General features: G+C 38.2%; 26 protein-coding genes. 21 read left to right on the top strand and 5 right to left on the bottom strand.

Features of this window, described 5'->3' with window-relative positions; genetic code table 11:
• Positions 1-14 precede the first annotated feature (14 nt).
• The 11 genes from ACFSQ3_RS11155 (at position 15) to ACFSQ3_RS11105 (ending at position 9,482) form a co-directional block, all read left to right on the top strand.
• Positions 15-1,043 (top strand): quinone-dependent dihydroorotate dehydrogenase, encoded by a 1,029-nt coding sequence (locus ACFSQ3_RS11155; protein ID WP_380869629.1) that lies wholly within the window; start codon positions 15-17, stop codon positions 1,041-1,043.
• A gap of 10 nt (positions 1,044-1,053) precedes the next feature.
• Entirely contained in the window at positions 1,054-1,959 is a 906-nt protein-coding gene (locus ACFSQ3_RS11150) for a histone deacetylase family protein (RefSeq protein WP_380869628.1), read from the top strand.
• A 24-nt stretch (positions 1,960-1,983) separates the two neighbouring features.
• A complete protein-coding gene (locus ACFSQ3_RS11145; RefSeq protein WP_380869627.1) occupies positions 1,984-3,039 on the top strand; it encodes a nucleoid-associated protein in 1,056 nt (351 codons plus the stop codon).
• Positions 3,040-3,051: 12 nt separating this feature from the next.
• On the top strand, positions 3,052-4,140 hold the full coding sequence (locus ACFSQ3_RS11140; RefSeq protein WP_380869626.1) for a DUF3810 domain-containing protein: 1,089 nt from the start codon (positions 3,052-3,054) through the stop codon (positions 4,138-4,140).
• 210 nt (positions 4,141-4,350) lie between these two features.
• On the top strand, positions 4,351-4,506 hold the full coding sequence (locus ACFSQ3_RS11135) for a hypothetical protein (protein ID WP_380869625.1): 156 nt from the start codon (positions 4,351-4,353) through the stop codon (positions 4,504-4,506).
• A gap of 126 nt (positions 4,507-4,632) precedes the next feature.
• Entirely contained in the window at positions 4,633-4,992 is a 360-nt protein-coding gene (locus tag ACFSQ3_RS11130) for a hypothetical protein (protein ID WP_380869624.1), read from the top strand.
• A gap of 61 nt (positions 4,993-5,053) precedes the next feature.
• On the top strand, positions 5,054-5,737 hold the full coding sequence (locus ACFSQ3_RS11125) for a hypothetical protein (protein WP_380869623.1): 684 nt from the start codon (positions 5,054-5,056) through the stop codon (positions 5,735-5,737).
• Positions 5,718-6,023: a hypothetical protein gene (locus ACFSQ3_RS11120; RefSeq protein ID WP_380869622.1), complete on the top strand. Its 306-nt coding sequence runs from the start codon at positions 5,718-5,720 to the stop codon at positions 6,021-6,023. The genes ACFSQ3_RS11125 and ACFSQ3_RS11120 overlap by 20 nt, the downstream gene beginning before the upstream one ends.
• Positions 5,974-6,975 (top strand): hypothetical protein, encoded by a 1,002-nt coding sequence (locus tag ACFSQ3_RS11115; protein ID WP_380869621.1) that lies wholly within the window; start codon positions 5,974-5,976, stop codon positions 6,973-6,975. Before ACFSQ3_RS11120 ends, ACFSQ3_RS11115 begins: the two co-directional genes overlap by 50 nt.
• 330 nt (positions 6,976-7,305) lie before the next feature.
• On the top strand, positions 7,306-8,445 hold the full coding sequence (locus tag ACFSQ3_RS11110; RefSeq protein WP_380869620.1) for a hypothetical protein: 1,140 nt from the start codon (positions 7,306-7,308) through the stop codon (positions 8,443-8,445).
• A gap of 17 nt (positions 8,446-8,462) precedes the next feature.
• Entirely contained in the window at positions 8,463-9,482 is a 1,020-nt protein-coding gene (locus ACFSQ3_RS11105) for a hypothetical protein (RefSeq protein WP_380869619.1), read from the top strand.
• Positions 9,483-10,574: 1,092 nt separating this feature from the next.
• On the opposite strand, the gene ACFSQ3_RS11100 is transcribed toward ACFSQ3_RS11105, so the two are convergent.
• Entirely contained in the window at positions 10,575-10,730 is a 156-nt protein-coding gene (locus ACFSQ3_RS11100; protein ID WP_380869618.1) for a hypothetical protein, read from the bottom strand.
• 465 nt (positions 10,731-11,195) lie between these two features.
• Between ACFSQ3_RS11100 and ACFSQ3_RS11095 the strand changes: the two genes are divergently transcribed.
• The 7 genes from ACFSQ3_RS11095 to ACFSQ3_RS11065 all read left to right on the top strand — a co-directional run bounded on the left by ACFSQ3_RS11095 (position 11,196) and on the right by ACFSQ3_RS11065 (position 17,697).
• Positions 11,196-11,699: a hypothetical protein gene (locus ACFSQ3_RS11095; protein WP_380869617.1), complete on the top strand. Its 504-nt coding sequence runs from the start codon at positions 11,196-11,198 to the stop codon at positions 11,697-11,699.
• Positions 11,700-11,713: 14 nt separating this feature from the next.
• Positions 11,714-11,869: a hypothetical protein gene (locus tag ACFSQ3_RS11090; protein WP_380869616.1), complete on the top strand. Its 156-nt coding sequence runs from the start codon at positions 11,714-11,716 to the stop codon at positions 11,867-11,869.
• A 183-nt stretch (positions 11,870-12,052) separates the two neighbouring features.
• Complete coding sequence (locus ACFSQ3_RS11085) at positions 12,053-13,258, top strand: hypothetical protein (RefSeq protein ID WP_380869615.1); 1,206 nt, start codon at positions 12,053-12,055, stop codon at positions 13,256-13,258.
• Positions 13,227-14,153 carry a hypothetical protein gene (locus ACFSQ3_RS11080; protein WP_380869614.1) on the top strand — a complete coding sequence of 309 codons (927 nt, stop codon included), beginning with the start codon at positions 13,227-13,229 and terminating at the stop codon, positions 14,151-14,153. The genes ACFSQ3_RS11085 and ACFSQ3_RS11080 overlap by 32 nt, the downstream gene beginning before the upstream one ends.
• Before the next feature lie 148 nt (positions 14,154-14,301).
• A complete protein-coding gene (locus ACFSQ3_RS11075) occupies positions 14,302-15,216 on the top strand; it encodes a hypothetical protein (protein ID WP_380869613.1) in 915 nt (304 codons plus the stop codon).
• Between the two features lie 154 nt (positions 15,217-15,370).
• Complete coding sequence (locus tag ACFSQ3_RS11070) at positions 15,371-16,384, top strand: hypothetical protein (RefSeq protein ID WP_380869612.1); 1,014 nt, start codon at positions 15,371-15,373, stop codon at positions 16,382-16,384.
• A 359-nt stretch (positions 16,385-16,743) separates the two neighbouring features.
• On the top strand, positions 16,744-17,697 hold the full coding sequence (locus ACFSQ3_RS11065) for a hypothetical protein (RefSeq protein ID WP_380869611.1): 954 nt from the start codon (positions 16,744-16,746) through the stop codon (positions 17,695-17,697).
• A gap of 240 nt (positions 17,698-17,937) precedes the next feature.
• Here the strand turns inward: ACFSQ3_RS11065 and ACFSQ3_RS11060 are convergent, their stop codons facing one another.
• Positions 17,938-18,264 (bottom strand): HesB/IscA family protein, encoded by a 327-nt coding sequence (locus ACFSQ3_RS11060; RefSeq protein WP_380869610.1) that lies wholly within the window; start codon positions 18,262-18,264, stop codon positions 17,938-17,940.
• A 244-nt stretch (positions 18,265-18,508) separates the two neighbouring features.
• Between ACFSQ3_RS11060 and ACFSQ3_RS11055 the strand changes: the two genes are divergently transcribed.
• From ACFSQ3_RS11055 to ACFSQ3_RS11045, 3 genes are read left to right on the top strand one after another with little or no spacing between them, the layout of a single operon-like run.
• Positions 18,509-18,775: a hypothetical protein gene (locus ACFSQ3_RS11055; protein WP_380869609.1), complete on the top strand. Its 267-nt coding sequence runs from the start codon at positions 18,509-18,511 to the stop codon at positions 18,773-18,775.
• A gap of 37 nt (positions 18,776-18,812) precedes the next feature.
• The gene (locus tag ACFSQ3_RS11050; protein WP_380869608.1) at positions 18,813-20,195 is read left to right on the top strand and encodes a M20/M25/M40 family metallo-hydrolase; all 1,383 of its coding nucleotides are present in this window, start codon (positions 18,813-18,815) and stop codon (positions 20,193-20,195) included.
• A 9-nt stretch (positions 20,196-20,204) separates the two neighbouring features.
• Positions 20,205-21,194: an NAD(P)H-quinone oxidoreductase gene (locus tag ACFSQ3_RS11045; RefSeq protein ID WP_380869607.1), complete on the top strand. Its 990-nt coding sequence runs from the start codon at positions 20,205-20,207 to the stop codon at positions 21,192-21,194.
• A gap of 100 nt (positions 21,195-21,294) precedes the next feature.
• Here ACFSQ3_RS11045 and ACFSQ3_RS11040 read toward each other — a convergent pair whose 3' ends face one another.
• The 3 genes from ACFSQ3_RS11040 to ACFSQ3_RS11030 form a co-directional block, all read right to left on the bottom strand.
• Positions 21,295-22,032, bottom strand: coding sequence for a hypothetical protein (locus tag ACFSQ3_RS11040; RefSeq protein WP_380869606.1), 738 nt, complete (start codon positions 22,030-22,032; stop codon positions 21,295-21,297).
• Between the two features lie 181 nt (positions 22,033-22,213).
• Positions 22,214-23,386, bottom strand: coding sequence for a molecular chaperone DnaJ (gene dnaJ / locus ACFSQ3_RS11035; RefSeq protein WP_380869605.1), 1,173 nt, complete (start codon positions 23,384-23,386; stop codon positions 22,214-22,216).
• Positions 23,387-23,396: 10 nt separating this feature from the next.
• A complete protein-coding gene (locus tag ACFSQ3_RS11030) occupies positions 23,397-23,948 on the bottom strand; it encodes a nucleotide exchange factor GrpE (protein WP_380869604.1) in 552 nt (183 codons plus the stop codon).
• Positions 23,949-24,026 lie beyond the last annotated feature (78 nt).

Genomic DNA, 24,026 nt, shown 5'->3' with positions numbered 1-24,026 from the left:
AAATTTGCGGCACTATGTATAAACTTGTCAAACCTTTGTTCTTCAAAATGAATCCGGAATCGGCGCATCATTTTGTTACCGGTGGTGTTTCTTTTGTTACTAAAATTTGGGGCGGAAAAAGTGTGCTGAAAGCCAGCTACGCTTTGGAACATCCTAGTTTAGAACGTGAAGTTTTTGGTTTGAAATTTAAGAACCCGGTCGGATTGGCTGCCGGATTTGACAAAAATGCTTCCTACATCGAAGAAATGGCTAGTTTCGGATTCGGTTTTATCGAAATCGGTACGGTAACGCCTCGTCCACAACCTGGAAATGATAAACCGCGGATGTTTCGCTTAATTCCGGACGCTGCCTTAATCAATAGAATGGGATTCAATAATCAGGGCGCGGACGTTGCGGCCGGACGTTTAAAACATTTGAAAGATAAAGGCGATGTCATCATTGGCGGTAATATCGGAAAGAATAAAATTACGCCGAATGAAAACGCGGTTGATGATTACATCTATTGTTTCCATGCGCTGTATGATTACGTCGATTATTTTGTGGTTAACGTAAGCTCGCCGAATACACCTGGATTGCGTGACTTGCAGGAAAAAGAACCGTTGATGCATATATTGAATACGCTGCAGGGAATTAATCAGGAAAAAGCGGCGGCAAAACCTATTTTACTAAAGATTGCTCCCGATTTGACGGATAGTCAGCTTGATGATATTGTGGATATCGTTCAGCAAACTAAAATTGCTGGCGTAATCGCAACCAATACGACCATTTCGCGTGAAGGATTGCAGAGCGATCCGAAATTGGTGCAAGAAATGGGCGGCGTAAGCGGAAAGCCATTGACAAAGCGTTCGACGGAAGTGATCCGCTATTTACATACTAAATCCAACGCTTCGTTTCCGATTGTTGGAGTCGGCGGTATTCATTCTGCTGAAGATGCGTTAGAAAAACTGGACGCCGGAGCGTCTTTGATTCAATTATATACCGGATTTATTTATGAAGGACCGGGATTGATTCGAAAAATCTGCAAAGCGCTTATCAAAAAATAAATCTATCGCCTTGCTAAAAGTTGCTTTTCATCCAGCTTACGTACATCCTGTTCCGGAAAACCATCGTTTTCCGATGGAAAAGTACGAGCTGATTCCCGCGCAACTTATTCATGAAGGCTTGGCAAAGCCTGAAAACTTCTTCGAACCGACATTGGCTGACCGCGAAACGTTGTGCTTGGCGCACGATTCGGAATATGTGGATCATCTGCTGAATCTTACGTTAGATGCAAAAATGGTACGACGGATTGGTTTTGCGCTTTCCGAAGAGCTCATTATTCGCGAACGGCTGCTAGTAGATGGCACAATAAAAGCTTGTGCGTTTGCACAGCAATATGGCGTTGCATTCAATGGCGCAGGTGGCACACATCATGCTGGAAAGAAGTATGGTGAAGGATTTTGCCTGCTAAATGACCAAGCAATTGCAGCTGCGTATTTGTTTCGGTCACAAACAGCGAAGCGTATCTTGATTGTCGACTTGGACGTGCACCAAGGCAACGGCACGGCACATATCTTTACCGATCATCCCTATATTTACACGTTTTCGATGCACGGCGAGAAAAATTATCCTTTTGTCAAAGAGCGTTCTCATCTTGATGTCGGTTTGCCCGACGGAATGGACGATGATCAATACTTGCAAAAACTGGAGGAAACGCTGAAACCAACTTTTGAGCAGGTGCGGCCAGATTTTGTGTTTTATCAAGCCGGGGTCGATGTTTTATCGACCGATAAATTAGGAAAGCTTGGCTTGACACCGGATGGTTGCCGTGCGCGTGATCTTTTCGTTTTTCAGCTTTGCCGACAATTTAATGCTCCCGTTCAAGTGAGCATGGGCGGTGGATATTCGGAAGCATTACGCCATATCGTTGACGCACATATTGCCACATTTCGCACCGCGATTGATCTCTATAACTTATAACTTTACCGAACTCAATTTTTATTTATGTTTTTCCATCAGGACGCTACATTCGATCAATTATCCATACATCGCGTTGGCAACAAAGCGCGCGACGAGTTTTATATTCTTTCCGAAGCACCAATCGATTTAAGTCAGGACGAAGTGCTGCCGGATTTGTTGATGCAATATTTTATGAAACCTTTTGCGAAAGCGAAGGAGGTTTATCGATTGTTTCATCCGAACGAGGATTTGCAATTGAATGAAGTGTATCATTTCGCGCACGCTTTCTTCGAAGGAAAAATGCCATTTCATGAGTTTTCGGAGCAAGTGACAAAACACCTTTATGAAGCTTCGTCGCATCCGAATATTAAAGCAGGCGAATTGTATGTGGTAGCGTTGTCGAATGTGCAAATGGAAGGCGAAGATGCGTCGGCAGTGGGTATTTTCAAGTCCGAGAATAAGGAAGCATATCTGAAAGTTTATCCTGACCAAGGTGGATTCAACTTGGAATATGAACAAGAAGCCATCAACATCAATAAGTTGGATAAGGGCGTTGTTATTATCAAGCAAGATGCGGAAGAAGGATATAAGGTGCTGGTTACGGATCAAACGAATGGTTCGGACGCAGTATATTGGAAGGATGATTTTTTGCAGTTGCGCGTACGCGATGATAATTTTCAACAAACCGGAAACTTCTTAAAGGTGTACAAGAATTTCGTCAATGAAAAAATTGATGAAGTGTTTGAAATGGATAAAGCGGAAAAGATTGATTTGTTGAATCGGTCGATGAATTACTTTAAAACGCACGAAAATTTTGAGGAGGAAGAATTTTCCGGCGAGGTGTTGGGAAATTCCGAGGCGATTTCTTTGTTTAAAGATTATCGTCAACAAGTGGAGGAGGAGCTGGATATGCCTTTCCAATCGAATTTTGATATTGCCGCCGGAGCAGTGAAGAAAATGGCTTCCGATTATAAATCTGTCGTGAAGCTAGATAAGAATTTTCATATCTATATTCACGGGAAACGGGATTATATCGAACGCGGATATGACGACGATCGCGGTATGAATTATTATAAATTGTTTTTCGATAACGAGCAGTAAAGTAATTGGCAAATGTCAAAAAGAAGCCAAAACTATCGCAAGTATTTCTGGATCATTGGAATCAATGCCGTATTGCTGTTGATAGGTTGGCTTTTTGTGCAAAATCCAACCGTAGTTGATCGATATTATTCCAAAGGATTTTATCCGTATTACAGCTATTTACCAGCTTTTTTGTTGGATTGGTTACCGTTCAGTTTTGGAGACGTTTTTTATGTTTTGGCTGTTTTAGCAATTGGTTTCAGTATCTTTCAGCTACTCAAAAATGCTTTTCGGAAGCAATGGTCAGCCACGAAGCGCGCATCGCTCAGGCTAGTTTGTTTGCTGTTTTTATTGCATAATTTTTTCTACCTAAGCTGGGGACTGAATTATTATCGACTCACGTTGTACGAGCAGTACGATCTGGATGTAGCGGATGTTTCGAAGGAAGATTATTTTCAGGTGCTGGATTCTTTGGTTGACCGCACGAATAAATTACGCGCCCAATTGTCCGAACGGCCGAATTGGAATCAAGAAGATCACCAACGTATTCAAACGGAAATGATGCAATTGATGCGCCGTGATTCTACATTCTCAAAAATACTAAGCAAGAAGCATATTCAAATAAAACAACCTTTTTCCAGCACGGCGGTATCTTATTTTACGGTAACCGGATATTTCAATCCTTTTACGCACGAAGTGCAAGTAAACGCGCTCATTCCATCGGTAGGTTATCCATTTACCTGCGTGCACGAACTAGCACATCAAATGGGAATTGGTTTTGAAGATGAATGTAATTTTATCGCTTATCAAATGCTTCAAAATCATCCAAACCCGGCATTTCAGTATAGCGCGCACTACGAAGCTTTACAATCTTTCCTACAAGATCTCCGATACAGCGACGATGCACTATTCGATCGTTACATGAAACAACTAAATCCCGAAATCATTAAGGATTTGAAGGCGGAATACGCTTTTTGGTCAAATTACCGTGGTCCAGTGGATTATATTTCCGGCATTATCTACAACCGGTATCTACAGCACAACAATCAACCCGAAGGAGTTCTCCGCTATGGCATGATGAATCGCTTAATCATCGCCTGGCAAAAAAATAAGCAACTCTGATGTAAGTTGCTTATCCACTTGAATAACGTTTATCGGTTTTAATTGAATCGATATGTTTAAACTCTTTTTTCAAAATGACGTTGTTAGTTTTTCCAAGGTTAATTGATATCCAGAACTCAATTTAATCGTTTCTCTTACGCCGGATGCGAACAATTTGTGGTGTCTTTCAATATGAACATTCTTTAAAGAATAGTAGCAAAAAAGACAACTTTGACTGGAAAGACAAGAAGATTGGATTTGAAAAGCAAAGAAACGAAAAGGAAGGTAGTCTCTCGTTTTGGACGATATGGAGCATTGGGATTGGTGGTTGGTGTAGGAATAGCTCTAGTTACTTCTCTAACAGGTTTTATTAAGCGAGTTGGGTAAAAATGAGAATGTAAGGTTAGTAAAATGCGTTGGGAGATTTTAATGGTAACATCAGTTATGTTTAATGAATTTTGAGCTTTCTATTTTAATTTCTATATTGGGGGAATATAACTGAACCTACTTATTATGAAATTTTATACTTATGTAACCATTTTTACGCTATTTATTTTATCTAGTAGCATTTTTTTATCGTGCATAAAAGAAAGTTATATAGACGATAGAGAGTTGTCGCTTGATGACAGTGTTTTGATGAAAGCAAAACAGTGGTTTAACAGAGGGGCACGGGGTGCGACCAGTAATTCTGATCTAAATCTCTCGGAACTATATCCTGATTGGGATAGTTACAAGGTGCGAAAAAACTCACATGATCAATCATTTGTATCCGTATCTCTAAATAAAAAAGGTAAAGCAAGAGGATATCTTTCTCAATTGGTAGTTGTCATAGATGGCCATGGTCAAGTTCACGGGGTCATAAAAGAAATTTGAAAAGAATCCTTTTATCGGGAATTCGCCGTTGAAAGTTTACACAGGCGATGGCAAACTATATATGGAAGGTCTTTATATTTTCGAAACAAAAAAGCTTCGTATTGCAAATAGTACCGGAACACAAAACTTAAAACAAATATCCTCTACCAAAAAAAGTTCGATAGGTGATTCACGAAGAGCGAATAATGGAAATGATCCTGATGATCCAGATTGGCAGATAGATATTGATGAAATTCCTATTCCACCTCCAACAGCACCTACACCATTTCCAGATCCTCCTGACCCTCCTAGTAGCGGTGGAGGAGGAGGTAATTGCTGCGGTAGCGGTGGTGGTGGACTTGGTCCTGGACATTATCAGCCCGACCCATATGCACCTGTTGAGCCCGATTACGGAGAGAATCCTACAGAACCTGAGTCACCAGAGGAATACTATGAAATTAAAGATTCTTTGCAGGCTTACCCCTGCGCTAATGCAATATTGACATATATGAAGCAGTCTGAGTCAAAAATTGGATTAGCTTTGAATAAATCATTTGGCGGAGGACAGAAGAAGATTAATATTGCCTTTGTTCCAAGAACTTTTTCGGATATTAACTACGATGCTATGATTCTTCCGTCGACCACTATATATGATCGAACGGTTGCCTTATCTACTTTCATGTTGAATAATTCATCTAAGGAATACTTACTCGTCACGATGTACCACGAGTTTTGGCACGGGATATTTGGAGTTGGAAAAACATAGGCTACAAGAACGATTTAATCAAGAGTATCCTGAAATAAAAGAATATTCATCTAACTCTGGAAGAAAATATCAAATTGATCAAGCGCACATGCACGGAAGATTTAAAGGTTTTATGGATCTTATGAGAGAAGATTTGAAGATTTATAATCCAGAAATGTCGGACGATTTAGTAGAGGCATTAGTAACTTCGGGTATTGTGGAAGGTAGAAATGATGAGATGAAAATTTTGAATCAAAATGAAAAAGATACAAGAAATGGAAAATACCAAGGTAGCAAATGCCCGTAATATTATTATATTTTTAATATTAATATCAGTATTTGATTTGCCAATTTATGCTCAGCAAGATAAATATGTGATTATTGCAGATGCATTAGATACAACCGCAGAAGACATTGAACAATATGTAGTTAAAAATTATACTTTTAAGACCGATCAGCTATATAAAAAGAATTATTCTGTTGAGGCCTATAATATTATTTTTGATAAACCAGATCATCGCTACAAGAGAATTGCTCTTCTTACAGTGCTTCCTGATGTTGTAACGGGCGAATTATGGTTTCCAATAGATTCGGCAGAAGCATTTGCAGAGAGAAAGCCTATAGGAAGTTTATCCTATTTAGCTTTCCCAAATATGGGGTACTATGAAGGTATGACTAATATGCAACGGAAATTTTTTAATCAATATTTTGTGGTTGTTAAAAAGGATGGAAAATATTACCGCAGTAAAAATTGTCTTCTGGAAATATTTGAAGTGAAGTCTGTTGATCCACTTATGCCAACTCTTTACGGCCAACTGAATCTGACAGATCATAAGCTTTCAATTCAATCCTATGCTGATATTTATGCCCGATCTTATCCCTTTGAAATACTTCCGCTATCCATATCGCATACTGGAGAAATAGCAAACGTGGAAGAAGGTTGGCGTATATGTCGAGAATATTTAAGCGACACGTTAGCAATCAACGGTAAGAAAGCGTATAAATTTTGGACAAGCGGCTTTATGAACGTCTCTCACGGCCCGGATTTTACTCGTGGTATTGATCGATTTATATATATGCCGGATTTGGGGATTGTCGGAGGTTCGTATGACTTTCACTTCAAAAGGCACTATCGTCATCCTGACACTAGACCATATCCTGAGCAGCCAAACAACCTCACTGAAGATGAATGGCGAAAAAATGTTATGGAAGAAAAGGTGATGTTGGCAGAAGAACTTAAATCCAAGGAATCCGATTAGACACTTCAATTGATTTATCGCAACATCACCATTGAGCAGCGAAAATCCATGTTGGTATCCGGATACGGTAGACCTCGATGACTTCATGCACTGGGAAAACACTGAATTCCGATTATTGAATATTGCAATGGAAGAAAAGCATCTTCTTGTTATAGAAGATGTTTTGAAAATATTGATGAAGGTACTTTGATTGGGAAAGTGTGGACATAAAATTCTCGATTGAATTCCAAAGTTGCTTAATTCGGACACTCTAACAACCGTNATGGTCGGGGGCCACCTCATGGTGTCATAAAAGAATTTGAAAAGAATCCTTTTATCGGAAATTCACCGTTGAAAGTTTACACAGGCGATGGCAAACTATATATGGAGGGTCTTTATATTTTTGAAACAAAAAAGCTGCGCATCGCAAATATGACCAGAACACGAAGCTTAAAACAAATATCCTCTACCAAAAAAGGTTCAATAGGTGATTTGCGAAGAGCGAATAGTGGAAATGATCCTGATGATCCAGATTGGCAGATAGATATTGATGAAATTCCAATTTATCCACCGACATCTCCTGCTCCGCCAGACCCATCCCCGAATCCCCCTGGTAATGGAGGTGGCGGTGGAGATGGTGGAGGCGGAGGTGGTGGAGGTGGCCATTACCAGCCTAATCCATATGCTCCTGTTGAACCCGATTATGGCCTGGAGCACGAAGAAGAGTATCCCGAAATAACAGACTTATTAGGTGAGTATCCGTGTGCGCAAGAGATTAAGAATGTTTTGGATCGTACTGGACGTTTTGTCGCTTTGATGAACCCATTTAGAAGTACCGCGAGCGGTGATCCTTCGTTATTTTGGACACATAAAAACCTAGGCTGGAATAACAATGGTCGATATTTTTTCGGTACGGCTGCAGCTTCCGATGTAAATGTTTTCTTCGACCGTAATGTCACTATTACATTAAACACTCAACGCCTTATACAATCGTCAGATTTAATGATTGCTGCAACTATATTTCATGAAGCTATCCACGCTTATGCGACCTACTACGTTAAAACGCACGCACTAAACAACTCGCCTGCAGATCCAGATGATGGATATGTTCATCGAGAGGTGATGGAAAAGTCATGGATTTTTATGGCATTAAACGTAAGAGACTTTAGTGTCGGAAGTGGGGTAAATCGTAACTATACCGATCATAAAATTATGATGGAAAGTACGTTTTCAGATATTATAAGCGGTTTAAAATCATGGGGTGAGAATAGGTATACGATGAGAGAATATGAACTAGCGGCATTGATCGGGCTTAATCATCCTGGTGGACAATTTGATGATGGATCTGAATCACCAACATCTGAGCAGCAGGAAGACATTAAGAAATTATTTGAATCTTTGCTAGATAGTTTTAATGTAACTGAAGACGAATTAAATAACTTTATCACAACGCATAATAACGGAAGTAGAAAAACACCATGTACAAGATAATTACAGTAATAGTATTCATGAGTAATTTATATTTTGCTAATGCATCTGCGCAAGCTAATTACTCTTATGTATTATTCGATATGTCTAATCTGGAAGATCAGATTAGTGACACGATTACCTTAAAGAGGTATTATGCTCAAATAGAGCACAGGGATAAAAAGTATCCCAACCAGACTATTTACAATTATTATTATTCTACCAGTAAATCCTTATGGGCTAGTGACAAAAAAAAGGATATCTACGAGCGATTCAAGGCTAGCACAGACAATTTTAATAGTATGCCCTATGATGTTGTTGTAAGTGTGACACCCCTTACCAAGGAAAAGGAGTGTAAAATAGACATAACCGAATCTGTAAATGCAGGAGATGTGACATTCATCGATACAAAATCTCTTTTAAAAAATAGTTTAAATAATATTTACTTTGGCATTTATGCACCTATGGGGATCTTTGATTCTATTCCAAGTGTTGATTTAAAACGGGTCGATATCAAGATAGTTGTAAAGAAGAAAGATAGGTACTACCTTATTGATCAAGTTACGTTAACTGAAATCTATTACTTAAGCCATCAAATAGGTTTGTATCCAAGCGAATATAATTCTTGTGGGCTCTTTTTCAGTTCGCCAACAGTCAACAAAAGTACTACTATTGCCGATAGGTATGGTTATACTCGCAAACGGCGTTATGCTTATCCTGCCGATCGAATACTTCTGGATTCTTTAGAAAAAATCGATGATCATAATTTAATAGGATATTTCTGGACAAATTTTGAATTTCATTCTACCGAAAGGAATTACATAAAAAGAAGTAGACCCTCATATAAACCTTATTCCGATTTTTATATCTACTCGGGTGTTGGGGATTTCTCGGTTCTTTATGGAGTTGGAGTAATCAATGGCAATTTCTTAGATTATTTTTTAGGTTCAAAGCCAACTTATAGTCCCGATCGCGAAGAAAATCCAACGTATAATCTCCTATTCAAAACCAAGTCGATTAATGGTGTTAAGTATGATAAATTTCTTAAGATGAAGAGATAAAAACCTTATCGCCATTAAGCAGCGAGAACCCATCTTGGTATCCTGATTCGGTTGATCTATATGATTTTACACATTCGGAAAACAATGAGTTTCGATTATTGATGTTCCGATGGAAGAAAAGCATCTTCTTGTTATAGAAGATGCTTTGAAAATATTGATGAAGGTAATTTGATTGGGAAAGTGTGGACACAAAATATCTCGATTGAATTCCAAAGTTGCTTAATTCGGACACTTTAAACTATTTCAACCGCTTCCGGACACTCTAACAACCGTCGCAAAGCAGCAGATCTTCGCAATTCTCCGTCATAGCGGCTAACGATATCGAACTGAACAATCAAGAAAGCTCATGCATCAATAACAACTGCTCCTGAATTAATTCTGATATTGGCTGGATATTAATTGTTCAATAACACCTCTAGGAGCTGGTCTGGTGTAATCAACCGCCACCATTATGAAGGTATAAGAATAAGCACCCGAGTTAGTATAATGCGTAGATGTCGCATATAATTAAGGCTAAAATATTAGAGTTTCTACCACGAAATCTTTACACATTAGAATCAGGGGGACAATAAATATGGCTCTGCCGACGACGTAGTAAATCTATAGAGATTCAATTCATTTATAAGATATTTGGGAATTTAAAATACATATTTCTATATTAGGGGAATAATTAACACTTGACCTAATATGAAATTTTATACTTATGTAATCATTTGTACGCTATTTCTTTTATCTAGTAGCATTTTTTTTATCTTGCATAAAAGAAATTTATATCGACGATAGAGAGCTTTCCCTTGAAGACAGTGTTTTGATGAAAGCAAAACAATGGTTTAACAGAGGAGCAAGGGGTGCGACCAGTAATTCTGATCTAAATCTCTCGGAACTATATCCTGATTGGAATAGTTACAAGGAGCGAAAAAACTCACACGATCAATCATTTGTATCCGTATAGCTAAATAAAAAAGTAAAGCAAGAGCATATCTTTCTCAATTAGTAGTTGTCATAGATGGTCAGGGGCANTCGCAAAGCAGCACATCTTCGCAATTCTCCGTCATAGCGGCTAACGATATCGAACTGAACAATCAAGAAAGCTCATGCATCAATAACAACTGCTCCTGAATTAATTTTGATATTGGCTGAATATTCTTCAATAACTCCTCTCGGAGCTGGTCTAGCGTAATCAACCGCCACCGTTTTGGACGTGTCAGGAATAAGCACCTGAGTTAGTTTAAGAAACAGATGTCGCATATAATTTAGGATAAAATATTAGAATTTCTACGCCAAATCTTTAAGCATTAGAATCAGGGTAGTAATAAATATGGCTCTATCGACGAAGGAGCAAATCTATAGAGATTCAACTTATTTATAAGATCTTTGGTAATTTTATAACTTTAATTGAAAATTCAATACTCGTTTATAATAGTAGTTTTACTCATCAAGAAGCTAAAGCTTTAGCGGCAGCTGGTATAGCGAAAAATTTAGATCAATTTGAAATTGATTTTAATAATAATGAGAGGGAGATCGTAGAAATAATAAATTTAAAGGAACGCGCTGTAAACCCCACTAACATGCTTATGAATATTAGATTAATTTTATTTTTTGCTCTGTTTCTTTCAAATTCGGTACTATTTGGGAAAACTCAGCGATATCTAATCTTAGTATGGTGTCGATAAAGATATTGAGATTTTTAACATCTACACAAAGCGCGGTAATTTGATATTACTATCTGTTCTTCCTGATTTTAGTTCAACAAGCAATTGGAGGAAAATAGATATTTCATCTTTATCAGACAGTATCGTATCAAGAAAGGATTTTTTTAAATCTATATTACGTTATGAAGGAGATGGATTCGAGGAAAATAAGTCTTTCGCATATAATTTAGTAGTTAAGCGCGACGATGCATTCTATGCGAGTAAGAATTGTCTGTTCGAATTCTTTTTTGTAGTTGATCATTCATCGATCTTCCGAACTGCGAAAATGACTATTAATATAGGAGCGGATATTCATACGATTAAATCAATGAAACAGGAATTCGAGATGAGTTTCGGGAAAGGAATGTTTCCTGTGAAGTTTACAGATACAAATATCCTTGAACAGCGTGCCATGGAAACCATATATAAATCGGCTGAAATTAAATTAGGATCCGATACTGCTTATAAATTCTGGACCTTCACAGATTGGTTTATTGGTGATGGGTTACGGACTTATAGGGGATAGACAGATTCTTGTATATGCCAGAAAAAGGAATTATCGGTGGGGCATATGACTTTTGGTTCAGGTACAGCGAGCGCATTCCTGATTCGAAATCGCCACGTACTACTAAAAGTTATGAAGAGCTCGAAGATAATAGTACGGAAGAAAAAATAATGGTTGCGAAAGAATTTTAATGAAATTTGAGTTTTCTATTTTAATTTCTATATTAGGGGAATATAACTGAACCTACCTATTATGAAATTCTATAATTATGTAACCATTTTTATACTAATCGTTTTATCTAGTAGCATTTTTCTTTTTGCATAAAAGAAATTTATATCGACGATAGAGAGCTTTCCCTTGAAGACATTGTTTTGATGAAAGCAAAACAATGGTTTAACAGAGGATCAAGGGGTGCGACCAGTAATTCTGATCTAAATCTCTCGGAACTATATCCTGATTGGAATAGTTACAAGGTACGGAAAAACTCACACGATCAATCATTTGTATCCGTATCGCTAAATAAAAAAAGTAAAGCAAGAGTATATCTTTCTCAATTAGTAGTTGTCATAGATGGTCGGGGGCCACCTCATGGTGTCATAAAAGAATTTGAAAAGAATCCTTTTATCGGAAATTCACCGTTGAAAGTTTACACAGGCGATGGCAAACTATATATGGATGGTCTTTATATTTTCGAAACAAAAAAGCTGCGCGTTGCAAATACGACCGGAACACAAAGCTTAAAACAAATATCCTCTACCAAAAAAGGTTCAATAGGTAATTTGCGAAGAGCGAATAGTGGAAATGATCCTGATGATCCGGACTGGCAGATAGATATTGATGAAATTCCAATTTATCTACCGACATCTCCTGCTCCGCCAGACCCATCCCCGAATCCCCCTGGTAACGGAGGTGGTCCTGGACATTATCAGCCCGACCCATATGCACCTGTTGAGCCCGATTACGACGAGAATCATACTGAACCTGAGCCGCCAGAGGAATACTTTGAAATTAAGGATTCTTTGCAAGGTTATCCGTGTGCGCAAAATGTTTTAAATCAATTACCTAATCTAAAGAATCAAATATCGGAATGGCTAGTTAAAGAATTTGGTGGACAAGAAAATGATTTGGTGTTCAGGGCAGTAACAACACTGCCGGATGATGTAGATGGTTATTGGAACACAAATAATCAGATTGGTACGATGCAAACTATTACTTTAAATGGATATATGTTGAATACAGCTTCTAAAGAATATATATTAGTTACTATGTATCATGAAGCATTGCACGCTTATATTTATCTTGAAAAGACCAGGCTCAGTCCAGAATTATTCTTCGCTAAATACAGTGAATGGTCTGAAATTAATTTGCAAGGTGTCCCAAAGTACGTAACTACACATTCGCAATTTAAGAACCTCATGATACATCTTGTATCTGCAATCAAAGCATATAACCCAAATATTAGTGATTACGATGCGGAAGTACTAGCAAAAACCGGTGTGGTTAGTAGCATGAGTGATCTCGATATTAATAAAAACAAATCATATAAAGATGGAAATTCTGGAACGAAATGCCTTAATTAAAAGTGCTATTACCTTCATTTGTTTTCTGGTTACTATTTGTTTTTGCGAAGCTCAAGAAAAATATTTTGTACTGGACGATGAGCATTCATCGTATGATATTAAGAGTTATACGCTTGACACTAAAGATCTATATGCATTAAATTCAAAAGTCGAGATATTTAATATATTTCCGAAATATAAAACTAATACAAGGGATAACAGAGAGATAATATTGTTTAGTGTGTTGCCAGAAGTTACATCAATGAAATTATGGGAGAAAATTGACTTAGCTGAAATAGTTGTAGATACGATTAGTTTCAAAGACTTATTGGCAATAAAACAATTATCATTATATGAGTTATATTCAGGAACCTACGACGAACACAATAAATTCTTCAACAAATACAAACTTGTCGTAAAACGAAATGGACAGCACTACGCGGCTTACAATACGTTGTTGCAATTTTATGCATTACGGGATAAGCCTGATATATTCAATTCTGTTTGGGGAACAATAAATACGGAGCAAACTCCAGTTTCGTTGAAGTCGGTAGCCGATTATTACAAAAGTATTAAATGCGATTTTCCATTATTGAGTTATTTCGAGCGCTATTCCACTTTTGATCGCTTAAGAGATCGGAAAGAATTTCTTTCCAGAAAAATCAAGATTGGAAACTTAAATGCTTATCAATTTTGGTCTTTAACAGATTGGCATATGCCATCTCATGCTTATGAGGTTGACAGAGGTATTGATAGGTTTGTCTATATTCCGGGAAAAGGTATTGTGGGCGGATCATTTGACTTCTATTTTTATTATCACCGGAACATTATAAATTTGAGCATGGCAAAATTCAGGGACAATATCTACTCTGAAAGAGTAATGATTGTTAATGGCTTACTGGAAGGCTCAGATTAGTATAGTCGATTTTTGAATAAGCAAAAATTAAAGTTATTACCTTTAGCTGGATACAGAATTTAAGTAATAAATTTAAAGTCGTTCCAACTAAACATTAACAATTTAAAAATCAGTCTTATTTAACATGTACAATTGGCTAAGTAAAGTTATGTCTAAAAGTATTATAATTTATATAGTCATTTTTGGAATGGTTTCATTAAGCGTAAAGGCACAGAAAAAATTTCTGATGCTAGATAGCTTAACAGAAAAATATTCTATTAAACATTACACGTTAAAGACCGACTCTTTTTATTTCGTAAAGGGAGATATAGAATTGTATAATATAATGCCTTCTAAAAAAGGAAGTTTTGCTTTGATTTCAGTCTTACCTGTACAAACATATACAGATCTTTGGGAGAAGGTAAATTTTGAGGATATTCCTGAAAATGAAGTCATCAACCCAAAATCTTATAGAGATTATTTAGAACGACCACTTTTATGGGAAAAAGATAGAGCTCCCAGGTTAGATCTAAAACTAATCAAAAAAGTAGATGGAGCATATTATATATCGAGATTTTGCTTGGTAGAGTATTTTATACTTGCGCACCATGGCTCGGAGCTCAACACCCCTAGACACGTTATAAATACTGGGCAAAGTTTAATGTCTATTAGGGAGATGGAGGTTGTTTTTAAGAAAAATTTTCCTGATCATAGCTTTATTATGACAAGCTTTTTTACTAAAAATTTTCCTAGCGTTATGATTCCATATGGAAGTAATGATTATATGCGCATCTACCTGTCCAAGGTATATCAAATACATGGAGAAAAAGCCTATCAATTTTGGACCTACGCACCTTGGAACAAATCTGATGGTTTTGCAGAAGAACGCGGTATAGATCGATTCCTCTATATTCCTGAGAAGGGCATTGTTGGTGGATCTTACGATTTTTACTTCAAATATTTTTCTACGGTAAGAACTTTAAATTATCATCTTGAAAAACGAAAACTATCTGAACTTGACACGAATCAAATGTTAGAAAACATACTCGAAGAACGTATTATGGTTGCGGAGGAACTTAAGTAGGACTCAATATAAGTTCAGCTAAGATGCGGATTATAATCGGTTAACTAATTTTTGCAATCTAATATGCGCAGACCTTAGGAGATTTAACCATGTTTATCAGATAAGTTGCAGAAGCATAAATAACAGCGGGTATAATTGATGCACTATTAATGAAATGGACATACTTAATTTAAACCGTAGAGATAAAGCATATAGAAAATCAAAAGTTCTAAATGCTCATAGCATTTTAGTAGCATTTTTAATGGTGGTAAACTGTTTGTGTGGTTACAGCCAGCAAGAGAAGTATATTGTGTTGACAGACACCTTAGATACGAAAAACGAGTGTGAAAACCAGCGTTATTACGTGAAAAGTTTCACATTTAATACTAAAGAATTGTACAGGAAAGAATATCCTGTAAAGGTGTATAATATTATTTTTCCTGAGAAAGAAGGGCGCAATGAGCTATTGGTTTTGTTTTCGTTGTTACCCGATTTTAAAACCGGAAAATTATGGGAGTCGGTGGATCGCTCTGACATTTCGGGTGATATTTTACATTTAGAGAGTCTTGAGAGCCTATTTTTGGAACCAATTGGATATGGAAACTATGATATAAAACGCAAGTTTTTTAATGAGTATATTTTGCTTCAAGAAATAGATGGGAAGTATTATAAATCAAAAAATTGCCTCATGGAGGTGTTTTCTATTAAAAAGTCGTTAACGGTATTTCCATTGTTTTATGGTCATTTAAATCTTCGTCAAGATTTTTTGACAATCAAAGAGTTTTCCAAATTATATGGAGAATATTATCCTCAATATTTGGGTGAACTCCCAATCTCATTCAACGCGGCGCCAAACTATCAGGATGGTTGGAGGGTTTGGAAAGAATTCTTATCTAAAACTGGCAAAATAGGCGACAAAAAGGCCTACCATTTTTGGTGTGCTGCAGCAACTAACATTGCAGATGCTTACGATATTTCTAGAGGCGTAGAGCGATTTATGTACGTTGAAGGTCTCGGGATTATAGCCGGATCTTATGACTTTTATTTCCGAAAGCTTCCACACGCCCTCGCAGAAAGTTTGGAAAACGTGCCAAAACCAAATAACCTTACTGATGAGGAATGGATGGAAAATGTAATGGAAGAAAAAGTAATGTTGGCAGAAGAACTTAAGTGCAAGGTATCAAATTAGATATCTTAACCGATTTATCACAACTTCAAAACTGAGTAGTGAAAATCCATCTTTGTATCCGGTTAGACTGGTTTTATGCATTTGGAAACCAACTATTTTAAAATATTTCACGCACCTATGTAAGAAATGCATCTGCTTGCTATCGCAAAATATCCGGAAATATTGATTTATGACAAGGAAATGCGAAAGATACAAGTTAAAAAAAGACGCAGATCATAACCGGGTTAGTGATTTTTTTACTTTTATGCGCGACGATCTTAAGATATATAATCCTTCTTTACCTGCTGATGTGGTTGAAGCATTGATAACTACGGGCGTAATTGATGGACAAAATCAAACTATAATAAACCTTAATAATAATGAAAGGGAGAGCAATGCAAATTCAGTTGGCAGTAAATGTTAAATTAGTTTTCCTCATTTTAATGATGTTCTGTAGAGTGGATGCTTTTTCTCAAACCATCAAGGCTATAAGGATCAACTCAGAATCATTTAATAGTCCAAACTATACTTTGACGAAATATAATTTGGATATGAAACCATTGTACAATCTAGATTTACAAGTAATCACTTACAATATAATATTTGCGGAAAACGAAAATAATTATGAACGCATTGTATTGGTTTCAATTCTTCCTGATTATGATACGGGGGAACAGTGGGGTGAAGTCGACACATTAAAAGAAAAATTTCAAGACGTGTCACTGACAGATCTCCAAGCATTATTCGTGTCTAATGTTGGTTATGTAAATGAAAATATGACCAATGTAGAGAGGAAGTATTACAATGAATATCACGTAATAGTGGAAAATAATGGAAAGCTATACAAAAGCAATAATTGTTTACTCGAGTTATTTGATATTAAATTTGTTGACCCTATAATACCCTCGACTTATGGACAACTCAATCTTAAGGATTCGGCATTGAAAATATCAGAGTACCTTGATTTTTTTAGCAAGTATTATCCAAATTATAATCCAGCATTATCTGGATATATCGATAATTCCAAAAAATTGAATTATCGTGAATGGTGGCGCTTTTGGAAGAACTACTTGAGTGGTACCATTAGAATAAACAATGACATAGGCTACCAGTTTTGGACAACTAGTTTTGATAATTCAAATCATAATCTTGATTTTAGTCGGGGAGTAGAAAGGTTAATTTACATGCCGGGCAAAGGGATTGTGGCAGGGTCATACGATTTTTATTTTAAGCCTTTATTTGAAACCAATGGAGATGGAGATGTTTTTAATTATCTGTTTTTCAGAAATATGGTTGAAGAAAAAGTAGCGTTAGCTTCAGAATTAGCTTTGTAAAGCTCATTCCACTACTTTCTTAAAGCTTTTTGGTTGATGTAAATTGCTGTAATGGAATATAAGATCATTGTGTTTAGCTACCTCAACCAAATTTATCCCACTAAACTATATCCTTGTAAATAGAAAGAAGCCTTTTGGGTATTTAAGCCAACTTGGCTTTAGATATTGTATGCATTTGGCAAAAAAATAAGCAACTTTGATGTAAGTTGCTTATCCATTTGAACTATATGTATTGATTTATTAAACAGAAAAACTCTCTCCACAAGCGCACGTGCGCGACGCATTCGGATTGTGGAATTCAAAACCTTTACCGGTTAATCCGTCGGAATAATCCAATTCTGTACCCGCTAGATACAAGTAGGATTTGATATCAAAACAAATTTTAACACCGTTATCTTCGAAAAACTGATCGCCTTTCTTTTCTTCGTTGTCAAAATCCAGCTTGTACGATAAGCCCGAACAGCCACCGCTTTCCACCGCTACACGAACGAAATACGAACTATCATACTGCTCGTTTTTCAAAATCTCCTCAATACGTGTTTTTGCTTTTTCCGTCACGGTCACCATAGCCAATCCTTTAATTATGTGATAGACAAATTACCGCATTATTTGTAAAAAATGCAACACGGTTGGGTTGGAATTATGTCATATAAAATGCAAGAAATGCAATTTATTCCTTTTGTAATTTAATTGAAATATAAATGAGTTTCACAGATTTTAACGTCGACAACTGTGTTTAAGCGAGCTCTTTTTTGTAGATTAGGTTTAAGTTTAAAAATAATTGCTAACACGTATTAAAATGGAGAAAGATATGACAACGACATTGATTGAAAAGGAGGAAATCCAAAAATACAAGTTTGTTCCAGCAGAAGTTGACGGTACGGAAGCGTTTTTATCTAAGTTATCTTCTGCACAACGACTTGGAAACGAGTTCAAAGCGAAAACAGCGCTAACTTTTATGACCGAAGATGGCCCAAAACGTGTCGAAACAACGGTTTGGTCGTTAACAGAAAAGTATTTGGTGTTAAAAGCAGGTGTGCTTATCCCACTTCGTTCATTAATCGATGTCAGTTACTAAGGATCAATAACGAAATCTACCCGTATTAACGAAAAACATGAATAAAATTTACCTAGCGCTTCTATCACTGGGAGTGTCTTTCAGTGCTTCCGCGCAAAGCGATACAACCATGATGCGCGACATTTATAAACATGCGCTTACCCACGGACAAGCTTACGACGATTTAAGGCATTTAACCAAAGAAATTGGAAACCGAATTGCTGGATCGCCGAAAGCGGAGCAAGCGGTTAGGTGGTCGGAGTCTTTGATGAAAGCATTACCTTTCGATCGCGTTTATTTGCAAGATGTCGATGTGCCTTATTGGGATCGTGGTCCGGCAGAGAAAGCGATACTTACGGAATCGCAAGAACCGCTCAAAGTTTTGGCATTGGGCGGATCAGTAGGAACACCGAAAGGTGGTATCGAAGCGGAGGTTATTGAGGTAGAATATTTATCCGATTTAAAAAAGTTCGGTGGAGATGTTTATGGCAAGATCGTTTTTGTCAATAAGCCTTGGGACGAATCGTTGGTGGAAACGGGAATGGCGTATGGGTTGAATACATCCCAACGTAGTCGCGGTCCGGCAGAGGTCGCCAAGTTAGGTGGTATCGCTTATCTATTTCGTTCGCTTTCCTCGTCCACGCGCGACGATTATCCGCATACAGGAGGAACGAGATATACCCAAGGAATCGACAGCATTCCCGCTATGGCGATTTCGGTAGTTAGCGCCGAGCGATTGCACGATGCATTGCAGAAAAATCCAAAAGCAAAAGTTTTCTTAGAACAACAATCGGGATGGAAAGGCATCGTACCAACCCACAATGTTATCGCAGAGTGGAAAGGAACGGAACATCCTGATCAAATCATCACCATAGGTGGCCATATTGACTCGTGGGATGTGGGCGAGGGGGCGCACGACAATGGAACTGGAATTACAGGAACGTTGGATGCGGTTCGTACGCTGATGAAGATTGGTTATAAACCGAAGCATACGATTCGAGTTGTATTTTATATGAATGAAGAAAACGGCGTACAAGGCTCCATGAAATATGGCGAAGCGGCGGCCGAGAATAAGGAAACCATGATCGCAGCAATAGAAAGTGATGCTGGAGGATTTGCGCCGCGCGGTTTTGATATTAAAGCATCTCGTCAAGCGGTAGATTGGATTCAACAACAATGGAAACCATTATTTGAGGAGCAATATTGGGTTTCCCGATTTCTGCAAGGCAGTCCGGGAGTAGATTCGGGCATTTGGGCGGCGCAATTTCCAAATACTGTGATGTTTAATTTTCGTCCCGATCCACACCGTTATTTCGATTTGCACCATACGGAGAAAGACGTTTTTGAGGCGGTAGATCGTCGGGAACTGCAGTCGGGAGTGGCAGCAATAGCGTCGCTTCTTTACTTGGTAGATTCTCATATTGGCGAAATGCCACAATAATTTTTCTGGATGAAGGAGCTGATGAAAGCCATTTTGGTAGAGGAAGAAGAGGGCGTTTCCAAAATGAAATGGGCAGATGCTCCTTACCCTAGGCCAACTGCGAGCGGACAAGTTCTTGTGCGCGTGAAAGCGGCGGGAGTGAATCGACCTGATATTTTGCAGCGCGACAGAAAGTACGAACCGCCTGCGGATGCATCGCCGATTCTAGGTTTAGAAGTTGCCGGAATCGTGGAGCAGGTTTATGGCGATAGTCGATGGAGGCCGGGCGATGAGGTTTGCGCCTTAACGCACGGCGGTGGTTATGCGGAGTATGTTTGGGTGGATGAACGGCATTGTTTGCCAAAGCCTGCAGGATGGTCGTTTACAGAAGCTGCTTCATTGCCGGAAACGTTTTTCACGGTTTGGTTCAATGTTTTTCAGCAAGGTCGATTGGGAGCGAATGGTAAATCGGAAAATTTACTAGTTCATGCTGGCGCAAGTGGCATCGGCGTAGCTGCAATACAGATAGCAAAAGCTTTAGGGCATCGCGTAGCGATAACAGCAAGAAAAGAACATCAGTTAGCTATTTGTAAATCCGTCGGTGCCGATGAAGCCATTTTATTGGAGGAAGATTGGTCGGATAATTTGCTGAAGCGCTTCGGAAAAGTAGATGTAGTTTTGGATATGTTAGGAGAATCTACGTTTTCGGGAAATCTGGACGTATTTCGGCCCCATGGTCGATTGGTGTACATTGCTTTCCTAACTGGCGCTAAAGTGGAATTGTCGATTCCCAAGTTAATGCGGAAGCAAATCACTTTAACAGGAAGCTTTTTGCGTCCGCAATCTTTTTCTACGAAAGCCAGCATTGCCGAAGATTTAAAAAATCAAGTTTGGCCGATGATTGAATCCGGCAAAATAAAACCGATTATCGAACGTACGTTTCCAATTCAAGAAGTGCAACAAGCACATGAATTAATGGAAAAAGGCGGTCATGTTGGGAAGATTGTGTTGACCTTATAAAGATCATTCAAGTAATTAGGATATAAAGTAAAATAAAAGGGTCAATATCGATTACCGATATTGACCCTTTATAGAAATTTGAAATTTTAACTGCCTAAATTTAGTACACAGCAACAACCAAGGCTTTAGCTTTAGCTTCATCACTCTCGCCAACAGAAGCTTTATCTCCACGAAGTACTATTGTGTGACGACCATTATTGGCAAAATTATAAGCTTTCAATTCAGCAAGTAGGGTTCCATCTAAACTGCGGACAATAATATCATTCGGACCTGCAGCCTTTGGACTTATAATAAATTTCTCACTTACTGTGGAGTTCGCTTGTGTTTCTGGAGCTCTATTACTCAAGCTCGCAATTTTATCTGTACCAATAAACAAATCTACCGCTTCAACTCCTTCGCCAAGATTTAGAAATCTCATACGAGGATTATTGCTAGTGCTTGTACTGTCCGAAAGAACGTCATTCAATAACAGAAATTTAGCTGGCATGCCCTTACCGTATAAATAACCCGAATAACCTTTTTCAAGTTGCAGTGATGAAAGTGAATAGTTATTAAGAAGATTCTGATTACTTGTAGGATTGTCAACTTTCAAAGTTAAATCCTTAATGTTGGTAAATGCTGAGTAAGCAAAAGCTTGACCGTATCTAAGATTTCCCGAGCCAGCACCACTAAATGTAAATTGAAGCGGAGTGGTAGTAATTGGTGAATAAGCATTTACTATCGCCAAAAAAGCAGCTGGTTCTGGTGGAGGTGCTGGTTCGCTTTTCATACAACTTGTAAACAATACCGCACTTAGCGCTACAGCAACAGCGCTCTTCAAATTAAATAATTTTTTCATGTAGAATTTTACGTTAGTCACTACTTTTTACACTAAATCTTTTCTTTACCCATTATACGAAGCGCTTTTACTCTTCGCTACAACAAGAAACGATTTTTTTAGGTCGAATAGCTAAAAATACAAAGAGGTTACCGAAATGGCAACCTCTTCAAAAATTATTCAATGCTGTTATGACCTGAGCTTACTCAAAATATTCTTTGATTCTTTCGAAGAATGATTTTTCGTTTTTACCCGGTTGAGGTTTGAAGTTGTTGGATTCTTTCAATTTCTCCAGCACATCACGTTCCTCTTTGGAAACCGCTTTTGGCGTCCAAACATTCACGTAAACCAATTGATCTCCTTTGTGGTAAGAATTCACTTCAGGAAGTCCTTTACCTCGTAAACGTAAGATTTTTCCACCTTGTGTTCCTGGATCTATTTTGATTTTAGCTTTGCCATCGATCGTAGGAATTTCAATGCTAGTTCCTAAAGCAGCATCCGCGAAGTTGACATACAAATCGTAGATCACATTAATGCCATCGCGCTTCAATGTTTCGTGTGGAAGCTCTTCGATCAGAATAATCAAATCTCCCGGAACACCACCGCGTGGCGCTGCATTACCTTTTCCACTCATTGAAAGCTGCATGCCTTCGCTTACTCCAGCCGGAATATTGATAGAAATTGTTTCTTCGCTACGCGTTAAGCCTTCACCTTTACAGGTCGTACATTTCGCTGTAATTTCAATACCTTCGCCGTTACAAGTAGGGCAGGTGCTGGTTGTTTGCATCTGTCCCAACACCGTGTTCGTTACGCGGCGTACGGATCCAGAACCATTACAAGTTCTACACGTATTATATGAGCTTTTATCTTTTGCGCCCGTGCCATCACAGGTTTGACAAGCAACTTGCTTGTTTACTTTGATTTTCTTCTCGACGCCTTGCGCAATTTCTTCTAGCGTTAATTTAATTTTAACGCGTAGGTTGGAACCGCGTTGCACACGGCGACCGCCGCCACGTGATCCACCGCCACCAAAAAATCCTTCGAACGGATTGCCACCGCCGCCACCACCAAAGATATCGCCAAATTGGCTGAAAATATCTTCCATGTTCATGCCGCCGCCGTAGCCACCACCACCATAACCGCCAGCTGCGCTATTTCCAGCGTGACCAAACTGATCGTAACGTTGACGTTTTTCCGGATTGCTTAATATTTCGTACGCTTCAGCGGCTTCCTTAAATTTATCTTCAGCCGCCGCATCATCCGGGTTTTTATCCGGGTGATATTTAATCGCTAGCTTGCGATAAGCAGATTTTATTTCTGCCGCATCCGCATTTTTGGAAACACCTAATACGTCGTAGTAATCTCTTTTTGACATTGCTTATTTTCTATTGTCCAATCACCACTTTGGCAAATCGGATTACTTTATCATTTAACAAGTAACCTTTTTCGACTACGTCGATTACTTTGTTTTTCATATCATCGTTAGGAGCAGGGATAGCGGTGATTGCTTCTTGAAATTCAGAATCAAACGCTTGTCCAACGACATCCATTTCTTTCAATCCTTGTTGTTCCAAAAGCTTTCTGAATTTGGTATTCACCAAATCAACGCCTTCTTTTACTGATTCAACATCTTGTGCCGAACCCATTGAAGCTACCGCACGATCCATATCGTCCAATACCGGCAATAGTTTGCCAATAACCTCTTTTCCGGCAGATTGAATAATTTCTATTTTCTCGCGTGATGTTCTTTTTTTATAGTTTTCGAACTCCGCTAATAAACGAGCGTACTTGTCCTGCGCATCCGCCAATTTTGTTTCCAAATCGTCAGCAGGATCAGTTACCTCTTCGGTTTGAGGATCAAGCTCTTCTTCGTTGGATGTCAAGTTCTCTTGCTCCAAGTTTTCTTCTTCTGAGTGATGTTCGTGTTCGTTTACCATTATCTTATTCTATAAAAGCGCTATCTTTTAATGTTGTGGGTGTTCAATTTTGTTGCCAATACGACAATAGCCGACAGC

This window comes from Sphingobacterium corticis (assembly GCF_042684745.1).
Taxonomy (GTDB): domain Bacteria; phylum Bacteroidota; class Bacteroidia; order Sphingobacteriales; family Sphingobacteriaceae; genus Sphingobacterium; species Sphingobacterium corticis.
Note: the sequence above shows the minus strand (reverse complement) of the source record. Positions and strands in the feature narration are given on the sequence as shown.

Coding starts and splice junctions, on each gene's coding strand:
- ACFSQ3_RS11155 (WP_380869629.1), top strand. CDS start 15: ATGTATAAACTTGTCAAACCTTTGTTCTTCAAAATGAATCCGGAATCG.
- ACFSQ3_RS11145 (WP_380869627.1), top strand. CDS start 1,984: ATGTTTTTCCATCAGGACGCTACATTCGATCAATTATCCATACATCGC.
- ACFSQ3_RS11140 (WP_380869626.1), top strand. CDS start 3,052: ATGTCAAAAAGAAGCCAAAACTATCGCAAGTATTTCTGGATCATTGGA.
- ACFSQ3_RS11130 (WP_380869624.1), top strand. CDS start 4,633: ATGAAATTTTATACTTATGTAACCATTTTTACGCTATTTATTTTATCT.
- ACFSQ3_RS11125 (WP_380869623.1), top strand. CDS start 5,054: ATGGAAGGTCTTTATATTTTCGAAACAAAAAAGCTTCGTATTGCAAAT.
- ACFSQ3_RS11115 (WP_380869621.1), top strand. CDS start 5,974: ATGAAAAAGATACAAGAAATGGAAAATACCAAGGTAGCAAATGCCCGT.
- ACFSQ3_RS11105 (WP_380869619.1), top strand. CDS start 8,463: ATGAGTAATTTATATTTTGCTAATGCATCTGCGCAAGCTAATTACTCT.
- ACFSQ3_RS11100 (WP_380869618.1), bottom strand. CDS start 10,730: ATGCGACATCTGTTTCTTAAACTAACTCAGGTGCTTATTCCTGACACG.
- ACFSQ3_RS11090 (WP_380869616.1), top strand. CDS start 11,714: ATGCCAGAAAAAGGAATTATCGGTGGGGCATATGACTTTTGGTTCAGG.
- ACFSQ3_RS11085 (WP_380869615.1), top strand. CDS start 12,053: ATGAAAGCAAAACAATGGTTTAACAGAGGATCAAGGGGTGCGACCAGT.
- ACFSQ3_RS11080 (WP_380869614.1), top strand. CDS start 13,227: ATGGAAATTCTGGAACGAAATGCCTTAATTAAAAGTGCTATTACCTTC.
- ACFSQ3_RS11075 (WP_380869613.1), top strand. CDS start 14,302: ATGTCTAAAAGTATTATAATTTATATAGTCATTTTTGGAATGGTTTCA.
- ACFSQ3_RS11070 (WP_380869612.1), top strand. CDS start 15,371: ATGGACATACTTAATTTAAACCGTAGAGATAAAGCATATAGAAAATCA.
- ACFSQ3_RS11065 (WP_380869611.1), top strand. CDS start 16,744: ATGAAAGGGAGAGCAATGCAAATTCAGTTGGCAGTAAATGTTAAATTA.
- ACFSQ3_RS11060 (WP_380869610.1), bottom strand. CDS start 18,264: ATGGTGACCGTGACGGAAAAAGCAAAAACACGTATTGAGGAGATTTTG.
- ACFSQ3_RS11055 (WP_380869609.1), top strand. CDS start 18,509: ATGACAACGACATTGATTGAAAAGGAGGAAATCCAAAAATACAAGTTT.
- ACFSQ3_RS11050 (WP_380869608.1), top strand. CDS start 18,813: ATGAATAAAATTTACCTAGCGCTTCTATCACTGGGAGTGTCTTTCAGT.
- ACFSQ3_RS11045 (WP_380869607.1), top strand. CDS start 20,205: ATGAAGGAGCTGATGAAAGCCATTTTGGTAGAGGAAGAAGAGGGCGTT.
- ACFSQ3_RS11040 (WP_380869606.1), bottom strand. CDS start 22,032: ATGAAAAAATTATTTAATTTGAAGAGCGCTGTTGCTGTAGCGCTAAGT.
- dnaJ (WP_380869605.1), bottom strand. CDS start 23,386: ATGTCAAAAAGAGATTACTACGACGTATTAGGTGTTTCCAAAAATGCG.
- ACFSQ3_RS11030 (WP_380869604.1), bottom strand. CDS start 23,948: ATGGTAAACGAACACGAACATCACTCAGAAGAAGAAAACTTGGAGCAA.